Origin of the sequence: Arthrobacter sp. Ld5 (assembly GCF_051172775.1) — a bacterium.
Taxonomy (GTDB): Bacteria; Actinomycetota; Actinomycetes; order Actinomycetales; family Micrococcaceae; genus Arthrobacter_D.
Genome location: NZ_JBPKBO010000014.1, coordinates 170,901 through 187,604, shown reverse-complemented (window position 1 = coordinate 187,604; position 16,704 = coordinate 170,901). Strand labels below are relative to the sequence as shown.

The following is a 16,704-nucleotide window of genomic DNA, read 5'->3' as shown; positions in this document are numbered from 1 at the left end:
GGCTATTGGACTTTGTGCTGTCCGTGCCGTAAGGTAGGTCTTTGCGTCTTCCCTCTAACCTCAGCCTTCATATAGCGGTGGGCTTTGCTCTGCTCTCGTCGTTGAACCTGGCCACACGGTTGGGACGGATGGAAGCAGACTCGGGTGAGCACTGAGATCCCCGCAGCATCCTGCGGTGGCGGTGCAGAGGCGAAAGCGCTGACAAGCCTTACGGTCTGTGGAAGGATCCCTCTTGGTCGCCCCGAGCACCTCTAATAATGCAACCGCTACCAGCCAGGTCGACGCCGACGGCGCCGCCCCCCGGCTCTCATTCGCAAAGATTCACGAACCGCTTGACGTTCCCAATCTCCTCGCGCTCCAGACGGACAGCTTCGACTGGCTCGTCGGCAACGAGCGCTGGAAGGCCCGTGTAGAGGAAGCGCTGGAGAAAGGGCTGCAGGGCCTCGCCACCACGTCCGGCCTCGCGGACATCTTCGAGGAGATCTCCCCGATCGAGGACTTCCAGGGCACCATGTCCCTGAGCTTCTCCGAGCCCGAGTTCGCCGACCCCAAGTACACGATGGCCGAGTGCAAGGATCGCGACGCGACCTACTCCGCCCCGCTGTACGTCAAGGCCGAGTTCATGAACAACAACACGGGCGAGATCAAGCAGCAGACCGTGTTCATGGGTGACTTCCCCCTCATGACCGACAAGGGCACCTTCGTCATCAACGGCACCGAGCGTGTCGTCGTGTCGCAGCTCGTCCGTTCGCCGGGCGCCTACTTCGAGCGCACCGCGGACAAGACCAGCGACAAGGACATCTTCAGCGCGAAGATCATCCCCTCGCGCGGTGCCTGGTTCGAGCTCGAGATCGACAAGCGCGACCAGGTCGGCGTCCGCCTCGACCGCAAGCGCAAGCAGTCCGTCACCGTTCTCCTCAAGGCGCTCGGCTGGACCGAGGGCCAGATCCTCGAGGAGTTCGGCCAGTACGACTCCATCCGCGCCACCATGGAGAAGGACGCCACGGAGACCCGCGAGGACGCCCTCCTGGACATCTACCGCAAGCTGCGCCCGGGGGAGCCCCCCACGGTCGAGGCTGCCCAGACCCTCCTGGACAACCTGTACTTCAACCCCAAGCGCTACGACCTCGCGAAGGTCGGCCGGTACAAGATCAACCGGAAGCTCGGGATCGACAAGGACCTCACGGATTCCGACGCGTCGGTGCTGAACATCGACGACATCGTCGCGATGATCAAGTTCCTGGTCGCGCTGCACGCCGGCGAGAAGACCCTCGCGGGCAAGCGCGACGGCGGGGAGGTCGAACTCCGCGTCGAGGTCGACGACATCGACCACTTCGGCAACCGTCGTATCCGTGCGGTGGGCGAGCTCATCGAGAACCAGGTCCGCACCGGCCTGTCCCGCATGGAGCGCGTCGTCCGCGAGCGGATGACCACGCAGGACGTCGAGGCGATCACGCCGCAGACCCTGATCAACATCCGTCCCGTCGTCGCCGCGATCAAGGAGTTCTTCGGAACCTCCCAGCTCTCGCAGTTCATGGACCAGAACAACCCCCTCGCCGGCCTGACGCACAAGCGTCGCCTCTCCGCGCTGGGCCCCGGTGGTCTGTCCCGTGACCGTGCGGGCATGGAAGTCCGAGACGTCCACCCCTCGCACTACGGACGCATGTGCCCGATCGAGACCCCTGAAGGCCCGAACATCGGCCTCATCGGTTCGCTCGCCTCGTACGGCCGGATCAACGCGTTCGGCTTCATCGAGACCCCGTACCGCAAGGTCGTCGACGGCCTCGTCACCGAGCAGATCGACTACCTGACCGCGGACGACGAGGTGGAGCGCCTCATCGCCCAGGCGAACGCCCCCCTCGCCGCGGACAACACGTTCGTCGAGGACATGGTCCTCGTGCGGACCCGCGGTGGTTCCGGCGAGCCCGTGCTCGTCGAGCCCGGCGAGGTCGAGTACATGGACGTCTCCCCGCGCCAGATGGTGTCCGTCGCGACCGCGATGATCCCGTTCCTGGAGCACGACGACGCCAACCGCGCCCTCATGGGTGCGAACATGCAGCGCCAGGCCGTCCCCCTCCTCCGTTCCGAGCGTCCCCTCGTGGGCACCGGCATGGAGAAGAACGCTGCCGTCGACGCCGGTGACGCGGTCACCGCGACGAAGGCCGGCGTCGTCAAGGAGGTGTCGGCCGATCTGGTCAGCATCCTCAACGACGACGGCACCGAGACGAACTACCCGATCATGAAGTTCGCCCGCTCCAACCAGGGCAACGCGTACAACCAGCGCGTCCTGGTCGCCGAGGGCGACCGCGTCGAGTACAACACGATCATCGCCGACGGTCCCTCCACGGACCAGGGTGAGCTCGCGCTCGGCAAGAACATGCTCGTCGCGTTCATGTCCTGGGAGGGTCACAACTTCGAGGACGCGATCATCCTGTCGCAGCGCATCGTCTCCGACGACGTCCTGACGTCCATCCACATCGAGGAGCACGAAGTCGATGCCCGCGACACCAAACTCGGTGCCGAGGAGATCACGCGTGACATCCCGAACGTCTCCGAGGAGGTCCTCGGGGCCCTCGACGAGCGCGGCATCATCCACATCGGTGCCGAGGTCGAGGCCGGGGACATCCTCGTCGGCCGTGTCACCCCCAAGGGCGAGACGGAACTGACCCCCGAGGAGCGCCTGCTGCGCGCGATCTTCGGCGAGAAGAGCCGCGAGGTCCGTGACACCTCCCTGAAGGTCCCCCACGGCGAGTCCGGCACGGTCATCGGCGTGCGCATCTTCGACCGCGACAACGACGACGAGCTGCCCCCGGGCGTCAACCAGCTGGTCCGCGTGTACGTGGCGCAGAAGCGCAAGATCACCGACGGTGACAAGCTCGCGGGCCGTCACGGCAACAAGGGTGTCATCTCCAAGATCCTGCCGATCGAGGACATGCCGTTCCTGGAGGACGGCACGCCCGTCGACATCGTCCTGAACCCGCTGGGTGTCCCGGGCCGCATGAACGTGGGACAGGTTCTCGAGATCCACCTCGGCTGGGCAGCCAAGCAGGGCTGGAAGATCGAGGGCGAGCCCGAATGGCTGAAGAACCTCCCCAACCTTCCCCGGGAGATCTCCTCGACCACCGTCGCGACCCCCGTGTTCGACGGCGCCACCGAGGACGAGATCGTGGGCCTGCTCGGTTCGACGAACGTCACCCGCGACGGACAGCGCCTCATCGGCGAATCCGGCAAGGCGCGGCTGTTCGACGGCCGCTCCGGCGAGCCGTTCCCGGACCCGATCTCGGTCGGCTACATGTACATCCTGAAGCTCCACCACCTGGTGGACGACAAGATCCACGCGCGCTCCACGGGCCCGTACTCGATGATCACGCAGCAGCCGCTGGGTGGTAAGGCGCAGTTCGGCGGCCAGCGCTTCGGTGAGATGGAAGTCTGGGCCCTCGAGGCCTACGGCGCGGCGTACACGCTGCAGGAACTCCTGACCATCAAGTCGGACGACATCCACGGACGCGTCAAGGTGTACGAGGCCATCGTCAAGGGCGAGAACATCCCCGAGCCGGGTGTCCCCGAGTCCTTCAAGGTCCTGATCAAGGAAATGCAGTCGCTGTGCCTGAACGTGGAAGTCCTCTCCACCGACGGCACGACGATCGAGATGCGTGACTCGGATGAAGAAGTCTTCCGGGCCGCGGAGGAGCTGGGCATCGACCTGTCACGGGCCGAGCCGAGTTCTGTCGAAGAGGTTTAGGCGCCGAACCGGTGTTCGAACGCGGCCAACGAAATTTCTGCGGCCGCGGGCGGCCTTGAAATATTAAAGGCCGCTTCCTCGAACACCGGCCCGGCCCGGCGAGGTGGAAGACCCCGCCGGGCCGGGCACCCGGGCATCAGCCGGCACCTCATCGCCGCACCCCATAAGACTTCAAGAATTTAGAGAACAAAGAGAGAACAGGGACCCTATGTCCAGCGAATCCTCCTTCGGCCTCATGCGAATCGGACTTGCCACCGCGGACGAAATCCGCGGCTGGTCCTACGGCGAGGTCAAGAAGCCGGAAACCATCAACTACCGCACGCTCAAGCCCGAGAAGGACGGCCTCTTCTGCGAGAAGATCTTCGGCCCTTCCCGTGACTGGGAGTGCTACTGCGGCAAGTACAAGCGCGTGCGCTTCAAGGGCATCATCTGTGAGCGCTGCGGCGTCGAGGTGACGCGTGCCAAGGTGCGCCGCGAGCGCATGGGGCACATCGAGCTCGCCGCTCCCGTGACGCACATCTGGTACTTCAAGGGCGTTCCCTCGCGCCTCGGCTACCTCCTCGACCTGGCACCGAAGGACCTCGAGAAGGTCATCTACTTCGCCGCCTACATGATCACCTCGGTCGACGAGGAGAACCGCCACGCCGAGCTGCCGAACCTCCAGGCCGAGCACGACCTCGAGAAGAAGCAGATGACGGACCAGCGCGACGCGGACATCGCCGCGATCGCCAAGGACCTCGAGGACGAGCTCGCCCGCCTCGAGGGCGAGGGCGCCAAGGCCGCCGACAAGAAGAAGGCCCGGGACTCCGCCGACCGCCAGATGGCGAACGTCCGCAAGCGCGCCGACGCCGACATCGAGCGCCTGGTCCAGGTCTGGGAGCGGTTCAAGACCCTGAAGGTCGCCGACCTCGAGGGTGACGAAGGCCTGTACCGCGAACTGCGCGACCGCTACGGCCTGTACTTCGAGGGCTCCATGGGTGCCGAGGCGATCAAGAAGCGCCTCGAGAACTTCGACATGCAGGCCGAGGCCGAGCTGCTGCGCGACATCATCCAGAACGGCAAGGGGCAGCGGAAGACGCGAGCCCTGAAGCGCCTCAAGGTGGTCAACGCGTTCCTGACGACGACCAACAGCCCGCTGGGCATGGTCCTCGACGCCGTCCCGGTGATCCCGCCGGAACTGCGCCCGATGGTCCAGCTCGACGGCGGCCGTTTCGCGACGTCCGACCTCAACGACCTGTACCGCCGCGTCATCAACCGCAACAACCGTCTGAAGCGCCTGCTCGACCTCGGGGCTCCCGAGATCATCGTGAACAACGAGAAGCGCATGCTCCAGGAAGCGGTCGACTCGCTGTTCGACAACGGCCGGCGCGGCCGTCCGGTCACCGGACCGGGCAACCGTCCCCTGAAGTCCCTCTCGGACATGCTCAAGGGCAAGCAGGGTCGTTTCCGCCAGAACCTCCTCGGCAAGCGTGTCGACTACTCGGGCCGTTCGGTCATCGTCGTCGGCCCGCAGCTGAAGCTGCACCAGTGCGGTCTGCCCAAGCAGATGGCCCTGGAGCTGTTCAAGCCGTTCGTGATGAAGCGCCTGGTGGACCTCAACCACGCGCAGAACATCAAGAGCGCCAAGCGCATGGTCGAGCGGTACCGCCCCCAGGTCTGGGACGTCCTCGAAGAGATCATCACCGAGCACCCGGTGCTGCTCAACCGTGCACCGACCCTGCACCGGCTCGGCATCCAGGCGTTCGAGCCGCAGCTCGTCGAAGGCAAGGCACTCCAGCTCCACCCGCTGGTCTGCGGTGCGTTCAACGCGGACTTCGACGGCGACCAGATGGCAGTGCACCTGCCGCTGAGCCCCGAGGCCCAGGCCGAGGCGCGCATCCTGATGCTCTCCTCGAACAACATCCTGAAGCCGTCCGACGGCCGCCCGGTCACCCTGCCCTCGCAGGACATGATCATCGGTCTGCACCACCTCACCACCAAGCGTGAGGGAAGCGCCGGCGAAGGCCGGGTCTTCACGAGCATGGCCGAGGCCATCATGGCGTTCGACATGGGCTCGCTCCACCTCAACTCGGTGGTCCGGATCCGCGTCGACAACTTCGTGCCCAGCGCGGACATCGCCGCACCCGAGGGCTGGGAGCCGGGTACGCCCGCGCTCATCGAGACCTCGCTCGGACAGGTCCTGTTCAACGAGACGCTTCCCCTGGACTACCCCTGGGTGGACAAGGTCGCGGACAAGGGCCAGCTCTCGACGATCGTCAACGACCTCGCCGAGCGGTATCCGAAGGTCGTCACCGCGGCGACGCTGGACAACCTGAAGGACGCCGGTTTCTACTGGGCCACCCGTTCGGGTGTCACGGTCGCGATCTCCGACATCTCCGCGCCGATCAACAAGGCCGGCATCATGGAGGGCTACGAGACGCAGGCCGCCAAGGTGCAGTCGCAGTTCGACAAGGGGCTCATCGCCGACGAGGAGCGCCGCCAGGAGCTCATCGACATCTGGAACAAGGCCACCAACGAGGTCGCCGCATCCATGCGCACCGCGATGCCGAAGGACAACACCATCAACCGCATGGTGTCCTCCGGCGCACGAGGCAACTGGCTGCAGGTCCGCCAGATCGCCGGTATCCGTGGCCTGGTGGCCAACCCCAAGGGCGAGATCATCCCGCGTCCGATCAAGTCCTCGTACCGCGAGGGCCTGTCGGTCCTGGAGTACTTCATCGCCACGCACGGTGCCCGTAAGGGCCTGGCCGACACCGCCCTGCGTACCGCCAACTCGGGGTACCTGACCCGTCGCCTCGTCGACGTGTCGCAGGACGTCATCGTCCGCGAGGACGACTGCGGTACCGAGCGCGGGCTCAAGGTCACCATCGCCGTACCGAACGCGGACGGCGAGCTGGTCCTGCACGAGGAGGTCGAGAACTCGGCGTACGCACGTACGCTGGCCACCGACGTCCTCGACTCCAAGGGCAAGGTGCTCGCACCTGCGGGCTCCGACGTCGGTGACGTGCTCATCGGTGAACTCTTCGAGGCCGGCATCTCCGACATCAAGGTCCGCTCCGTACTCACCTGTGAGTCCAGTGTCGGAACCTGTGCCCTCTGCTACGGCCGCTCGCTCGCGACCGGCAAGACCGTGGACATCGGAGAGGCCGTCGGCATCATCGCCGCGCAGTCGATCGGTGAGCCAGGCACGCAGCTGACCATGCGTACGTTCCACACCGGTGGCGTCGCGTCGGCGGAGGACATCACCCAGGGTCTGCCCCGTATCCAGGAGCTCTTCGAGGCGCGTACCCCCAAGGGTGTCGCCCCGATCTCCGAGGTCGCAGGGCGCGTCACCATCGAGGATGCCGAGAAGCAGCTTCGCCTGGTGGTCACCCCCGACGACGGATCCGAGGAGATCGCGTACCCGGTCCTACGCCGTGCACGCCTCCTGGTGGCCGACGGCGAGCACGTCGAGGTCGGGCAGCAGCTCGTCTTCGGTGCGGTCGACCCGAAGCAGATCCTCAGGATCCTCGGCCCCCGCAAGGCCCAGGAATTCCTGGTCGACGAGGTCCAGCGCGTGTACCGCAGCCAGGGTGTGGGCATCCACGACAAGCACGTCGAGGTCATCGTCCGCCAGATGCTGCGCCGCGTCACCGTGATCGAGTCCGGCGAATCGGACCTGCTCCCCGGTGAGCTGGCCGAGCGTCGCCGCTTCGAGGACGAGAACCGCCGCGTGGTGTCCGAGGGCAAGAAGCCGGCCTCCGGCCGGCCCGAGCTCATGGGTATCACCAAGGCGTCGCTCGCCACCGAGTCGTGGCTGTCGGCCGCTTCCTTCCAGGAGACCACGCGTGTCCTCACGCAGGCCGCCATGGAAGGCAAGAGCGACCCGCTGCTCGGCCTCAAGGAGAACGTCATCATCGGTAAGCTCATCCCGGCCGGCACCGGCCTGGACCGCTACACGAAGGTCACGGTCGAACCCACCGAGGAAGCCAAGGCGAACCTCTTCACCGGTCCGAGCGCGTTCAGCGACTTCGACTACGCCGGTGTCGAGGGCGGCCTGAGCCCCGAGTTCCACGCGATCCCGCTGGACGACTACGACATGGGCAACAGCGACTTCCGCTGAAGCACGTAGCCCAGGAGGAAGGCCCCGGACCTGCGGTCCGGGGCCTTCCCTGTCCCCCCTACCATGCGGGGGAGGGGTGCGCGTACGGGGCACGTGGCAACTCTGGTAGAGTAGGTACCAATTGTTTGTGTGGCAGTGGATCGGCGTTGAGAAACGTATCTCCGTGTTGTACGTAAGTTGTACAGCGAATGCCACATTTTCGCACGCCTACAGTCGTTCTGCGGCAGCAAATCCGTCGGTGGTGCGCCAAACGACCGATCAACCCGACCTCTGGACGGCGCGGCCCTCACGGGCCGCCGTGACCGCTGGGTAGGGCGACACAGATCTCATCTTAGACATTACGGAGAACACGAAAGTGCCTACGATTAACCAGCTGGTCCGCAAGGGCCGGACACCTAAGGTCTCCAAGACCAAGGCGCCCGCACTGAAGGGCAGCCCCATGAAGCGCGGCGTCTGCACCCGCGTCTACACCACCACCCCGAAGAAGCCGAACTCGGCGCTCCGCAAGGTGGCCCGCGTGCGCCTCAACGGCGGCATCGAAGTCACCGCCTACATCCCCGGCGTCGGACACAACCTCCAGGAACACTCCATCGTGCTCGTGCGCGGCGGTCGTGTGAAGGACCTTCCGGGTGTCCGCTACAAGATCGTCCGCGGCGCACTGGACACCCAGGGCGTGAAGAACCGCAAGCAGGCTCGCAGCCGCTACGGCGCGAAGATGGAGAAGAAGTAATATGCCTCGTAAGGGCCCGGCCCCGAAGCGGCCGCTCGTTGTAGATCCCGTCTACGGTTCACCCCTGGTCACGCAGCTGATCAACAAGGTGCTCGTCGACGGCAAGAAGTCCACCGCAGAGCGCATCGTCTACGGCGCACTCGAGGGTGCCCGTGCCAAGTCCGGCGGCGACCCCGTCGCAGCGCTGAAGAAGGCCATGGACAACGTCAAGCCGACCCTCGAGGTCCGCTCCCGCCGCGTCGGCGGCGCGACCTACCAGGTCCCCGTCGAGGTCAAGCCCGGTCGTTCGACCGCGCTGGCCCTCCGCTGGCTGGTCGGGTACTCCAAGGCCCGTCGCGAGAAGACGATGACCGAGCGCCTGCAGAACGAGATCCTGGACGCGTCCAACGGTCTCGGCGCAGCGGTCAAGCGCCGCGAGGACACGCACAAGATGGCCGAGTCGAACAAGGCCTTCGCACACTACCGCTGGTAACAGCTCCGCCGGCCGGACCAACACCCCTTCGGGGGCGGTCCGGCTTGCGGCCCAGCAGAACTCCATTTTCGTATTAAGGGAGACACCGTGGCACAGGACGTGCTTACCGACCTCAACAAGGTCCGCAACATCGGCATCATGGCCCACATCGATGCCGGCAAGACCACTACTACCGAGCGCATCCTGTTCTACACGGGTGTCAACCACAAGATCGGTGAGACGCACGACGGTGCCTCCACCACCGACTGGATGGAACAGGAGAAGGAGCGCGGCATCACCATCACGTCCGCCGCGGTCACCTGCTTCTGGGAGAACAACCAGATCAACATCATCGACACCCCCGGGCACGTCGACTTCACGGTCGAGGTAGAGCGCTCGCTGCGCGTCCTCGACGGTGCCGTCGCCGTGTTCGACGGCAAGGAGGGCGTCGAGCCCCAGTCGGAGACGGTCTGGCGCCAGGCCGACAAGTACGAAGTGCCCCGCATCTGCTTCGTCAACAAGATGGACAAGCTGGGTGCCGACTTCTACTTCACGGTCGACACCATCATCAGCCGCCTGGGCGCCAAGCCCCTCGTGCTGCAGCTCCCGATCGGTGCCGAGAACGATTTCGTCGGTGTCGTCGACCTGCTCTACATGCGTGCCCTCGTGTGGCCCGGCGACTCCAAGGGTGACGTCACCATGGGTGCGAAGTACGAGATCCAGGAGATCCCGGCCGACCTCAAGGAGAAGGCCGAGGAGTACCGCGCGACCCTCGTCGAGACCGTCGCCGAGTCCTCCGACGAGCTGATGAACAAGTACCTCGAGGGCGAAGAGATCTCGATCGACGAGCTCAAGGCCGGCATCCGCAAGATGACGATCAACTCCGAGCTCTACCCGATCCTCTGCGGTTCCGCGTTCAAGAACCGCGGTGTGCAGCCGATGCTCGACGCCGTCATCGACTACCTGCCCTCGCCCCTCGACGTCCCCGCGATGATCGGCCACGATCCCCGCAACGAAGAGGTCGAGCTCACGCGCAAGCCGAGCACCGAGGAGCCCTTCTCGGCCCTCGCGTTCAAGGTCGCCACGCACCCGTTCTTCGGTCAGCTGACGTTCATCCGCGTGTACTCCGGCCATGTCTCGGCGGGCACCCAGCTGGTGAACTCGACGAAGAGCAAGAAGGAGCGCGTCGGGAAGCTGTTCCAGATGCACGCCAACAAGGAGATCCCCGTCGAGGAGGCCTCGGCAGGGCACATCTACGCGGCGATCGGCCTGAAGGACACCACCACCGGTGACACCCTCTGTGACTCGGCGAACCAGATCGTGCTCGAGTCCATGAGCTTCCCGGCACCGGTCATCTCGGTGGCCATCGAGCCCAAGACCAAGGGCGACCAGGAGAAGCTCTCCACGGCCATCCAGAAGCTCTCCGCCGAGGACCCCACGTTCCAGGTCTCCCTGAACGAGGACACCGGCCAGACGATCATCGCCGGAATGGGCGAGCTCCACTTGGACATCCTGGTGGACCGCATGCGCCGCGAGTTCCGCGTGGAGGCGAACGTGGGCAAGCCCCAGGTCGCCTACCGCGAGACCATCCGCAGCACGGTCGCCAAGCACGACTACACCCACAAGAAGCAGACGGGTGGGTCCGGCCAGTTCGCAAAGGTCCAGATCGCGATCGAGCCGATGGAGGTCGAGGAAGGCGTCCTGTACGCCTTCGACAACAAGGTCACCGGCGGCCGCGTGCCCCGCGAGTACATCCCGAGTGTCGACGCCGGCATCCAGGATGCACTGAACGACGGCGTGCTCGCCGGCTACCCGGTGGTCGGCATCAAGGCCACCCTGCTGGACGGCGCCTACCACGACGTCGACTCCTCGGAGATGGCGTTCAAGATCGCCGGCCGGATGGCCTTCAAGGAAGCCGCACGCATGGCGAAGCCCGTCCTGCTCGAACCGCTCATGGAGGTGGAGGTCCGCACCCCTGAGGAATACATGGGTGAAGTGATCGGCGACCTCAACTCCCGCCGCGGCCAGATGCAGTCCATGGAGGACGCCAGCGGCGTGAAGGTCATCACGGCGCACGTGCCCCTCTCGGGCATGTTCGGCTACATCGGTGACCTCCGGTCGAAGACCCAGGGCCGTGCGGTCTACTCCATGAAGTTCGACAGCTACTCCGAGGTCCCGAAGGCAGTCGCCGACGAGATCATCCAGAAGACGCGCGGCGAGTAGCCCCCTCCCGGCAACGGGATCCCGGGGGAGCGGGGCGGCCTGCCGACGGCCGGCCGCCCCGCCCCCTCTGCCGCTGGACCACCCGGTCCGACGGTGCAGAGCAATTTCATCAAAACCAAAAGCCCCCAGTAGACTTGCATGAGTTTCAGCCGCGACAAGCGTGGCTGGGAAGCAATTCTTCTCAAACGTTCTAGGAGGAACCCGTGGCGAAGGCAAAGTTCGAGCGGACTAAGCCGCACGTTAACATCGGCACCATTGGTCACGTCGACCATGGCAAGACCACGTTGACGGCTGCCATTTCCAAGGTGCTGTACGACAAGTACCCCACTCTCAACGAGCAGCGCGATTTCGCGTCGATCGACTCGGCTCCCGAGGAGAAGCAGCGCGGCATCACGATCAACATCTCGCACGTCGAGTACCAGACCGAGAAGCGCCACTACGCGCACGTCGACGCCCCCGGTCACGCTGACTACATCAAGAACATGATCACCGGTGCGGCCCAGATGGACGGGGCCATCCTCGTCGTCGCAGCCACCGATGGTCCGATGGCCCAGACCCGCGAGCACGTCCTGCTCGCCCGCCAGGTCGGCGTTCCCTACCTGCTCGTCGCGCTGAACAAGTCCGACATGGTCGACGACGAAGAGCTCCTCGACCTCGTGGAGATGGAAGTCCGTGAGCTGCTCAGCTCGCAGGGCTTCGACGGCGACGACGCCCCTGTCGTCCGCGTCTCCGGCCTCAAGGCCCTCGAAGGTGATCCCGAGTGGGTCAAGTCCGTCGAGGACCTCATGGAAGCCGTCGACAACAACGTCCCGGACCCCGTCCGCGACAAGGACAAGCCGTTCCTCATGCCTGTGGAGGACGTCTTCACGATCACCGGTCGTGGAACCGTCGTCACGGGCCGCGCCGAGCGCGGAACCCTCGCCATCAACTCCGAGGTCGAGATCGTCGGCATCCGTCCGGTCCAGAAGACCACGGTCACCGGTATCGAGATGTTCCACAAGCAGCTCGACGAGGCCTGGGCCGGCGAGAACTGTGGTCTGCTGCTCCGCGGTATCAAGCGCGAAGACGTAGAGCGTGGACAGGTCATCGTGAAGCCGGGTTCGATCACCCCGCACACCGACTTCGAGGCCAACGTCTACATCCTGGCCAAGGACGAGGGCGGGCGTCACAACCCGTTCTACTCGAACTACCGCCCGCAGTTCTACTTCCGCACCACGGACGTGACCGGCGTCATCACCCTCCCCGAGGGCACCGAGATGGTCATGCCGGGCGACAACACCGAGATGACCGTCGAGCTCATCCAGCCCATCGCCATGGAGGACGGCCTCGGCTTCGCAATCCGCGAAGGCGGCCGCACCGTGGGTTCGGGACGTGTCACCAAGATCCTCAAGTAGTCCACGGACTGCCTGACTGATCGTCGGAAGGGCCCCGCTGCTACGGCAGCGGGGCCCTTCTGCGTTCCCGGTCCGATCAGGGAGAGGCCGGCCCGGCCCGCCCTCTGCCTTCGGGTCACGCGGTGACCTGGTGCAGGCAGAGGATGTTCCCCTCCGAGTCGGTGAACCACGCCGCCCGCAGATGATCGTTCTCGGCGATGTGGTCCACGGTCTTCAGTCCGGGCAGGTCGTAGTCCTCGAGTCGCACGCCGTGCTGTTCGAGGACCGCGATCTCGGCTTCGAGGTCCTCCACCTCGAAGCTGAGTTCGGTGTTGCCGGTCGGCACGCTGTCGGGTTTGAGCTGGAGCTCTATACCGTTGTGCCCGTCCTCACTGAAGAGGAAGCTGCCGTCCTGCCACGCACTGTCGGCGTGCAGCCCGAGGTTCGTCTCGTAGAAGTTCCGGGCCCGGTCCAGGTCCCGCACGGGCAGGATGGTCGTGGTCCTGTTGGCGCTGATCATGGCTGATCTCCTTCGCGTTGGTGGGCCAACAGTTTAGGACTTCGGCATCGTGTTTGACCGGTGCCCTGCGAAGGTCGAGTAGTGCACATCACCCGGCGGGCAGGGCGGCCGGTTCGCAATCGTGCAGGGGATCTGCGACACTAGATAAGTTGTTCAAGCGCTTGCGCGTGCGGTCAGAGACCTCATCCCGGTCAGGATAATGCCTGATGCGGGGATCGGGTCCGCCGACGCGTACGGCCCAAATATGATCCACCCCCTCCGGCTCGTCCGGGATCAGCGGAACGTGTGTGTCCGGCCTGTGTTCGTATGTCACGCAGTGCGACACGCCCGAGCGCGGGGGTCGGAGCCCGGCAGGGTGAGGAACCCGGAGTTTTCCGGATTCAGTCTGTTCGGGAGGCGTCGCACAACGGACGCAGGAAATGTACGTACGTACCGGAACTGCCCAGGCAGTTATGTAGAGAGAGAGTCGAGACGCCATGGCGGGACAAAAAATCCGCATCCGGCTGAAGTCATATGACCACGAGGTCATCGATGTTTCAGCCCGGAAGATCGTTGAGACGGTGACGCGCGCAGGCGCAACGGTTGTGGGCCCCGTGCCCCTGCCCACGGAGAAGAACGTTTTCGTTGTCATCCGGTCCCCGCACAAGTACAAGGACAGCCGTGAGCACTTTGAAATGCGTACTCACAAGCGTCTGATCGACATCATTGATCCCACGCCCAAGGCCGTTGATTCGCTGATGCGTCTCGACCTGCCCGCGGACGTGAACATCGAAATCAAGCTGTAAGGGAGAGCGGATACACATGTCTACTTCACTTACGCGCCAGGTCAAGGGCCTGCTGGGCATCAAGCTCGGCATGACCCAGGTCTGGGACGAGAACAACATCCTCATCCCCGTCACGGTCGTCCAGGCCGACTCCAACGTCATCACGCAGCTCCTCAGCGAGGACAAGGACGGCTACACCGCCGTCCAGATCGGCTTCGGCCAGATCGACCCCCGCAAGGTCACCAAGCCGCTCGCAGGCCACTTCGAGAAGGCCGGCGTCACGCCGCGCCGCCACGTCGTCGAGCTGCGTACCTCCGACGCCGACTCCTACTCGCTCGGCCAGGAACTCTCCGTCGAGATGTTCGAAGCCGGCCAGACGGTCGACGTCATCGGCACCACCAAGGGCAAGGGCTTCGCCGGCGTCATGAAGCGCCACGGGTTCCACGGTGTGGGCGCCTCGCACGGTGCACACAAGAACCACCGCAAGCCCGGGTCCATCGGTGGAGCATCCACCCCCAGCCGCGTCTTCCGTGGAATGAAAATGGCAGGCCGCATGGGCGCCGTTCGTCAGACCACGCTGAACCTCCGGGTTCACGCTGTCGACGCCGAGAAGTCGCTGCTGCTGATCAAGGGTGCCGTCCCCGGCGCCCGCGGCCAGGTCGTCCTCGTACGCACCGCCGTGAAGGGAGCATAGCCAAATGGCTGCCAACACAGTAAAGGTCGATCTCCCCGCGGAGATCTTCGACGCGCAGACCAACGTGCCGCTGCTGCACCAGGTCGTCGTCGCCCAGCTCGCTGCCGCCCGCCAGGGCACGCACAAGACCAAGACCCGCGCCGAGGTCAGTGGCGCAGGCCGCAAGCCGTTCAAGCAGAAGGGAACCGGTCGTGCCCGCCAGGGCTCGATCCGCGCCCCCCACATGACCGGCGGCGGCGTCGTCCACGGGCCCACGCCCCGCGACTACAGCCAGCGCACCCCCAAGAAGATGAAGGCCGCCGCCCTGCGCGGAGCCCTCTCCGACCGGGCACGCAACGGCCGTATCCACGTCCTCGAATCCCTGGTCGCCGGCGACAAGCCGTCCACCAAGGGCGCGATCGACACCCTGCGCGCGATCTCCGAGCGGCCCCGCCTGCTCGTGGTCATCGAGCGTGCCAACGACGTCGCAGCACTCTCGGTGCGCAACGTGCCCGAGGTACACGTCCTCTATGTGGACCAGCTCAACACGTACGACGTGCTGGTTTCCGACGACGTGATCTTCACCAAGGCCGCCTACGACCAGTTCGTCGGTTCGGCTGATGTCATCACCGAGGAGGATGCCAAGTGAGCGGCACCATCGCAAAGGATCCGCGCGACGTCGTCATTGCACCCGTCGTCTCGGAGAAGAGCTACGGACTGATCGACGAAGGCAAGTACACCTTCCTGGTCGACCCGCGCTCGAACAAGGAAGAAATCAAGCTGGCGGTCGAGAAGATCTTCTCCGTGAAGGTCGACTCGATCAACACCATCAACCGGGTTGGCAAGCGCAAGCGCACCAAGTTCGGCTGGGGCCAGCGCAAGGGCACCAAGCGTGCCATCGTGTCCCTCAAAGAGGGCTCGATCGACATCTTCGGCGGTCCGCTCTCCTAGAGCGGAGACCACTTTAACGAGGAATTGAGTTATGGGAATCCGTAAATACAAGCCGACAACCCCGGGCCGTCGCGGCTCGAGCGTTGCCGACTTCGCTGAAATCACACGGTCGACGCCGGAAAAGTCGTTGGTCCGCCCCCTTCCCAAGAAGGGTGGACGTAACAACACCGGTAAGATCACGACCCGCCACAAGGGCGGTGGACACAAGCGTCAGTACCGTCTGATCGACTTCCGCCGCCACGACAAGGACGGCGTCGACGCCCGCGTTGCCGAGATCGAGTACGATCCCAACCGCACCGCGCGCATCGCCCTCCTGCACTACGTTGACGGCACCAAGCGCTACATCATCGCGCCGAACAAGCTCAAGCAGGGCGACTTCGTCGAGGCCGGCGCCGGGGCTGACATCAAGCCCGGCAACAACCTGCCGCTGCGCAACATCCCCGTGGGTACCGTCATCCACGCTGTCGAGCTCCGCCCAGGCGGCGGCGCGAAGATGGCACGCTCCGCCGGTGCGTCGGTCCAGCTCGTCGCCAAGGAAGGCCGCTTCGCCCAGCTGCGACTGCCCTCCGGCGAGATCCGCAACGTCGACGTCCGCTGCCGCGCGACGATCGGCGAGGTCGGCAACGCCGAGCAGTCGAACATCAACTGGGGCAAGGCCGGCCGTAACCGCTGGAAGGGCATCCGCCCGACCGTCCGTGGTGTCGCCATGAACCCGGTCGACCACCCGCACGGTGGTGGCGAGGGCAAGACCTCCGGTGGACGCCACCCGGTCAACCCCAACGGCAAGGCCGAGGGCCGCACCCGTCGCCCCAACAAAGAGAGCGACTCACTCATCGTGCGTCGCCGTCGTTCCGGCAAGAACAAGCGATAGGAGCCTGGAGACATGCCACGCAGCCTGAAGAAAGGCCCCTTCGTCGATCAGCACCTTTACGTAAAGGTCGCTCGCGAGAACGAATCGGGCACGAAGAACGTCATCAAGACGTGGTCCCGCCGCTCCATGATCGTCCCCGACATGCTCGGGCACACGATCGCGGTGCACGACGGGCGCAAGCACATCCCGGTGTTTGTCACCGAGTCGATGGTCGGGCACAAGCTCGGCGAATTCGCTCCCACGCGGACTTTCCGCGGCCACGTTAAGGACGACCGCAAGGGCAAGCGCCGCTAGGCGCTGCTCT

Annotated in this window: 13 protein-coding genes; 12 read left to right on the top strand and 1 reads right to left on the bottom strand. The window is 65.1% G+C overall.

The features are described from left to right. Nucleotides 1–232: 232 nt before the first annotated feature. The 6 genes from rpoB (at nt 233) to tuf (ending at nt 12,642) form a co-directional block, all read left to right on the top strand. Nucleotides 233–3,742, top strand: a complete 3,510-nt coding sequence (rpoB, locus tag ACSGDB_RS05215) for a DNA-directed RNA polymerase subunit beta (protein ID WP_434993373.1) — start codon at nt 233–235, stop codon at nt 3,740–3,742. A gap of 208 nt (nt 3,743–3,950) precedes the next feature. Further along, nucleotides 3,951–7,844, top strand: coding sequence for a DNA-directed RNA polymerase subunit beta' (locus tag ACSGDB_RS05210; RefSeq protein ID WP_434993372.1), 3,894 nt, complete (start codon nt 3,951–3,953; stop codon nt 7,842–7,844). A 355-nt stretch (nt 7,845–8,199) separates the two neighbouring features. Then, nucleotides 8,200–8,574, top strand: coding sequence for a 30S ribosomal protein S12 (gene rpsL, locus ACSGDB_RS05205; RefSeq protein WP_043440593.1), 375 nt, complete (start codon nt 8,200–8,202; stop codon nt 8,572–8,574). A 1-nt stretch (nt 8,575) separates the two neighbouring features. Then, nucleotides 8,576–9,046: a 30S ribosomal protein S7 gene (gene rpsG, locus ACSGDB_RS05200; protein WP_043440595.1), complete on the top strand. Its 471-nt coding sequence runs from the start codon at nt 8,576–8,578 to the stop codon at nt 9,044–9,046. 87 nt (nt 9,047–9,133) lie between these two features. Continuing rightward, nucleotides 9,134–11,248 (top strand): elongation factor G, encoded by a 2,115-nt coding sequence (gene fusA, locus ACSGDB_RS05195; RefSeq protein WP_434993371.1) that lies wholly within the window; start codon nt 9,134–9,136, stop codon nt 11,246–11,248. 203 nt (nt 11,249–11,451) lie between these two features. Next, nucleotides 11,452–12,642: an elongation factor Tu gene (gene tuf, locus ACSGDB_RS05190; protein ID WP_434993370.1), complete on the top strand. Its 1,191-nt coding sequence runs from the start codon at nt 11,452–11,454 to the stop codon at nt 12,640–12,642. Nucleotides 12,643–12,757: 115 nt separating this feature from the next. Here the strand turns inward: tuf and ACSGDB_RS05185 are convergent, their stop codons facing one another. Further along, entirely contained in the window at nt 12,758–13,141 is a 384-nt protein-coding gene (locus ACSGDB_RS05185; protein WP_434993369.1) for a VOC family protein, read from the bottom strand. A 476-nt stretch (nt 13,142–13,617) separates the two neighbouring features. On the opposite strand from ACSGDB_RS05185, the gene rpsJ reads away from it, so the two are divergent. Genes rpsJ through rpsS form a run of 6 tightly spaced genes read left to right on the top strand, consistent with a single transcriptional unit; the run spans nt 13,618 to nt 16,694 of the window. Continuing rightward, nucleotides 13,618–13,926 carry a 30S ribosomal protein S10 gene (rpsJ, locus tag ACSGDB_RS05180; RefSeq protein ID WP_026531952.1) on the top strand — a complete coding sequence of 103 codons (309 nt, stop codon included), beginning with the start codon at nt 13,618–13,620 and terminating at the stop codon, nt 13,924–13,926. A 16-nt stretch (nt 13,927–13,942) separates the two neighbouring features. Then, complete coding sequence (gene rplC, locus ACSGDB_RS05175; protein ID WP_104121369.1) at nt 13,943–14,599, top strand: 50S ribosomal protein L3; 657 nt, start codon at nt 13,943–13,945, stop codon at nt 14,597–14,599. A 4-nt stretch (nt 14,600–14,603) separates the two neighbouring features. Next, nucleotides 14,604–15,227 (top strand): 50S ribosomal protein L4, encoded by a 624-nt coding sequence (gene rplD / locus ACSGDB_RS05170; RefSeq protein WP_434993368.1) that lies wholly within the window; start codon nt 14,604–14,606, stop codon nt 15,225–15,227. Further along, nucleotides 15,224–15,529, top strand: a complete 306-nt coding sequence (gene rplW / locus ACSGDB_RS05165) for a 50S ribosomal protein L23 (protein ID WP_026531955.1) — start codon at nt 15,224–15,226, stop codon at nt 15,527–15,529. The genes rplD and rplW overlap by 4 nt, the downstream gene beginning before the upstream one ends. Nucleotides 15,530–15,560: 31 nt before the next feature. Continuing rightward, entirely contained in the window at nt 15,561–16,400 is an 840-nt protein-coding gene (gene rplB, locus ACSGDB_RS05160) for a 50S ribosomal protein L2 (RefSeq protein ID WP_104050959.1), read from the top strand. Nucleotides 16,401–16,412: 12 nt separating this feature from the next. Next, a complete protein-coding gene (rpsS, locus tag ACSGDB_RS05155) occupies nt 16,413–16,694 on the top strand; it encodes a 30S ribosomal protein S19 (RefSeq protein ID WP_026549122.1) in 282 nt (93 codons plus the stop codon). Nucleotides 16,695–16,704 lie beyond the last annotated feature (10 nt).

What these genes read in the sequence shown, in the direction of transcription:
- rpsS (WP_026549122.1), top strand. Translation starts at nt 16,413, where the DNA reads ATGCCACGCAGCCTGAAGAAAGGCCCCTTCGTCGATCAGCACCTTTAC.
- rplB (WP_104050959.1), top strand. Translation starts at nt 15,561, where the DNA reads ATGGGAATCCGTAAATACAAGCCGACAACCCCGGGCCGTCGCGGCTCG.
- ACSGDB_RS05185 (WP_434993369.1), bottom strand. Translation starts at nt 13,141, where the DNA reads ATGATCAGCGCCAACAGGACCACGACCATCCTGCCCGTGCGGGACCTG.
- rplC (WP_104121369.1), top strand. Translation starts at nt 13,943, where the DNA reads ATGTCTACTTCACTTACGCGCCAGGTCAAGGGCCTGCTGGGCATCAAG.
- ACSGDB_RS05210 (WP_434993372.1), top strand. Translation starts at nt 3,951, where the DNA reads ATGTCCAGCGAATCCTCCTTCGGCCTCATGCGAATCGGACTTGCCACC.
- rpsJ (WP_026531952.1), top strand. Translation starts at nt 13,618, where the DNA reads ATGGCGGGACAAAAAATCCGCATCCGGCTGAAGTCATATGACCACGAG.
- rpsG (WP_043440595.1), top strand. Translation starts at nt 8,576, where the DNA reads ATGCCTCGTAAGGGCCCGGCCCCGAAGCGGCCGCTCGTTGTAGATCCC.
- rplD (WP_434993368.1), top strand. Translation starts at nt 14,604, where the DNA reads ATGGCTGCCAACACAGTAAAGGTCGATCTCCCCGCGGAGATCTTCGAC.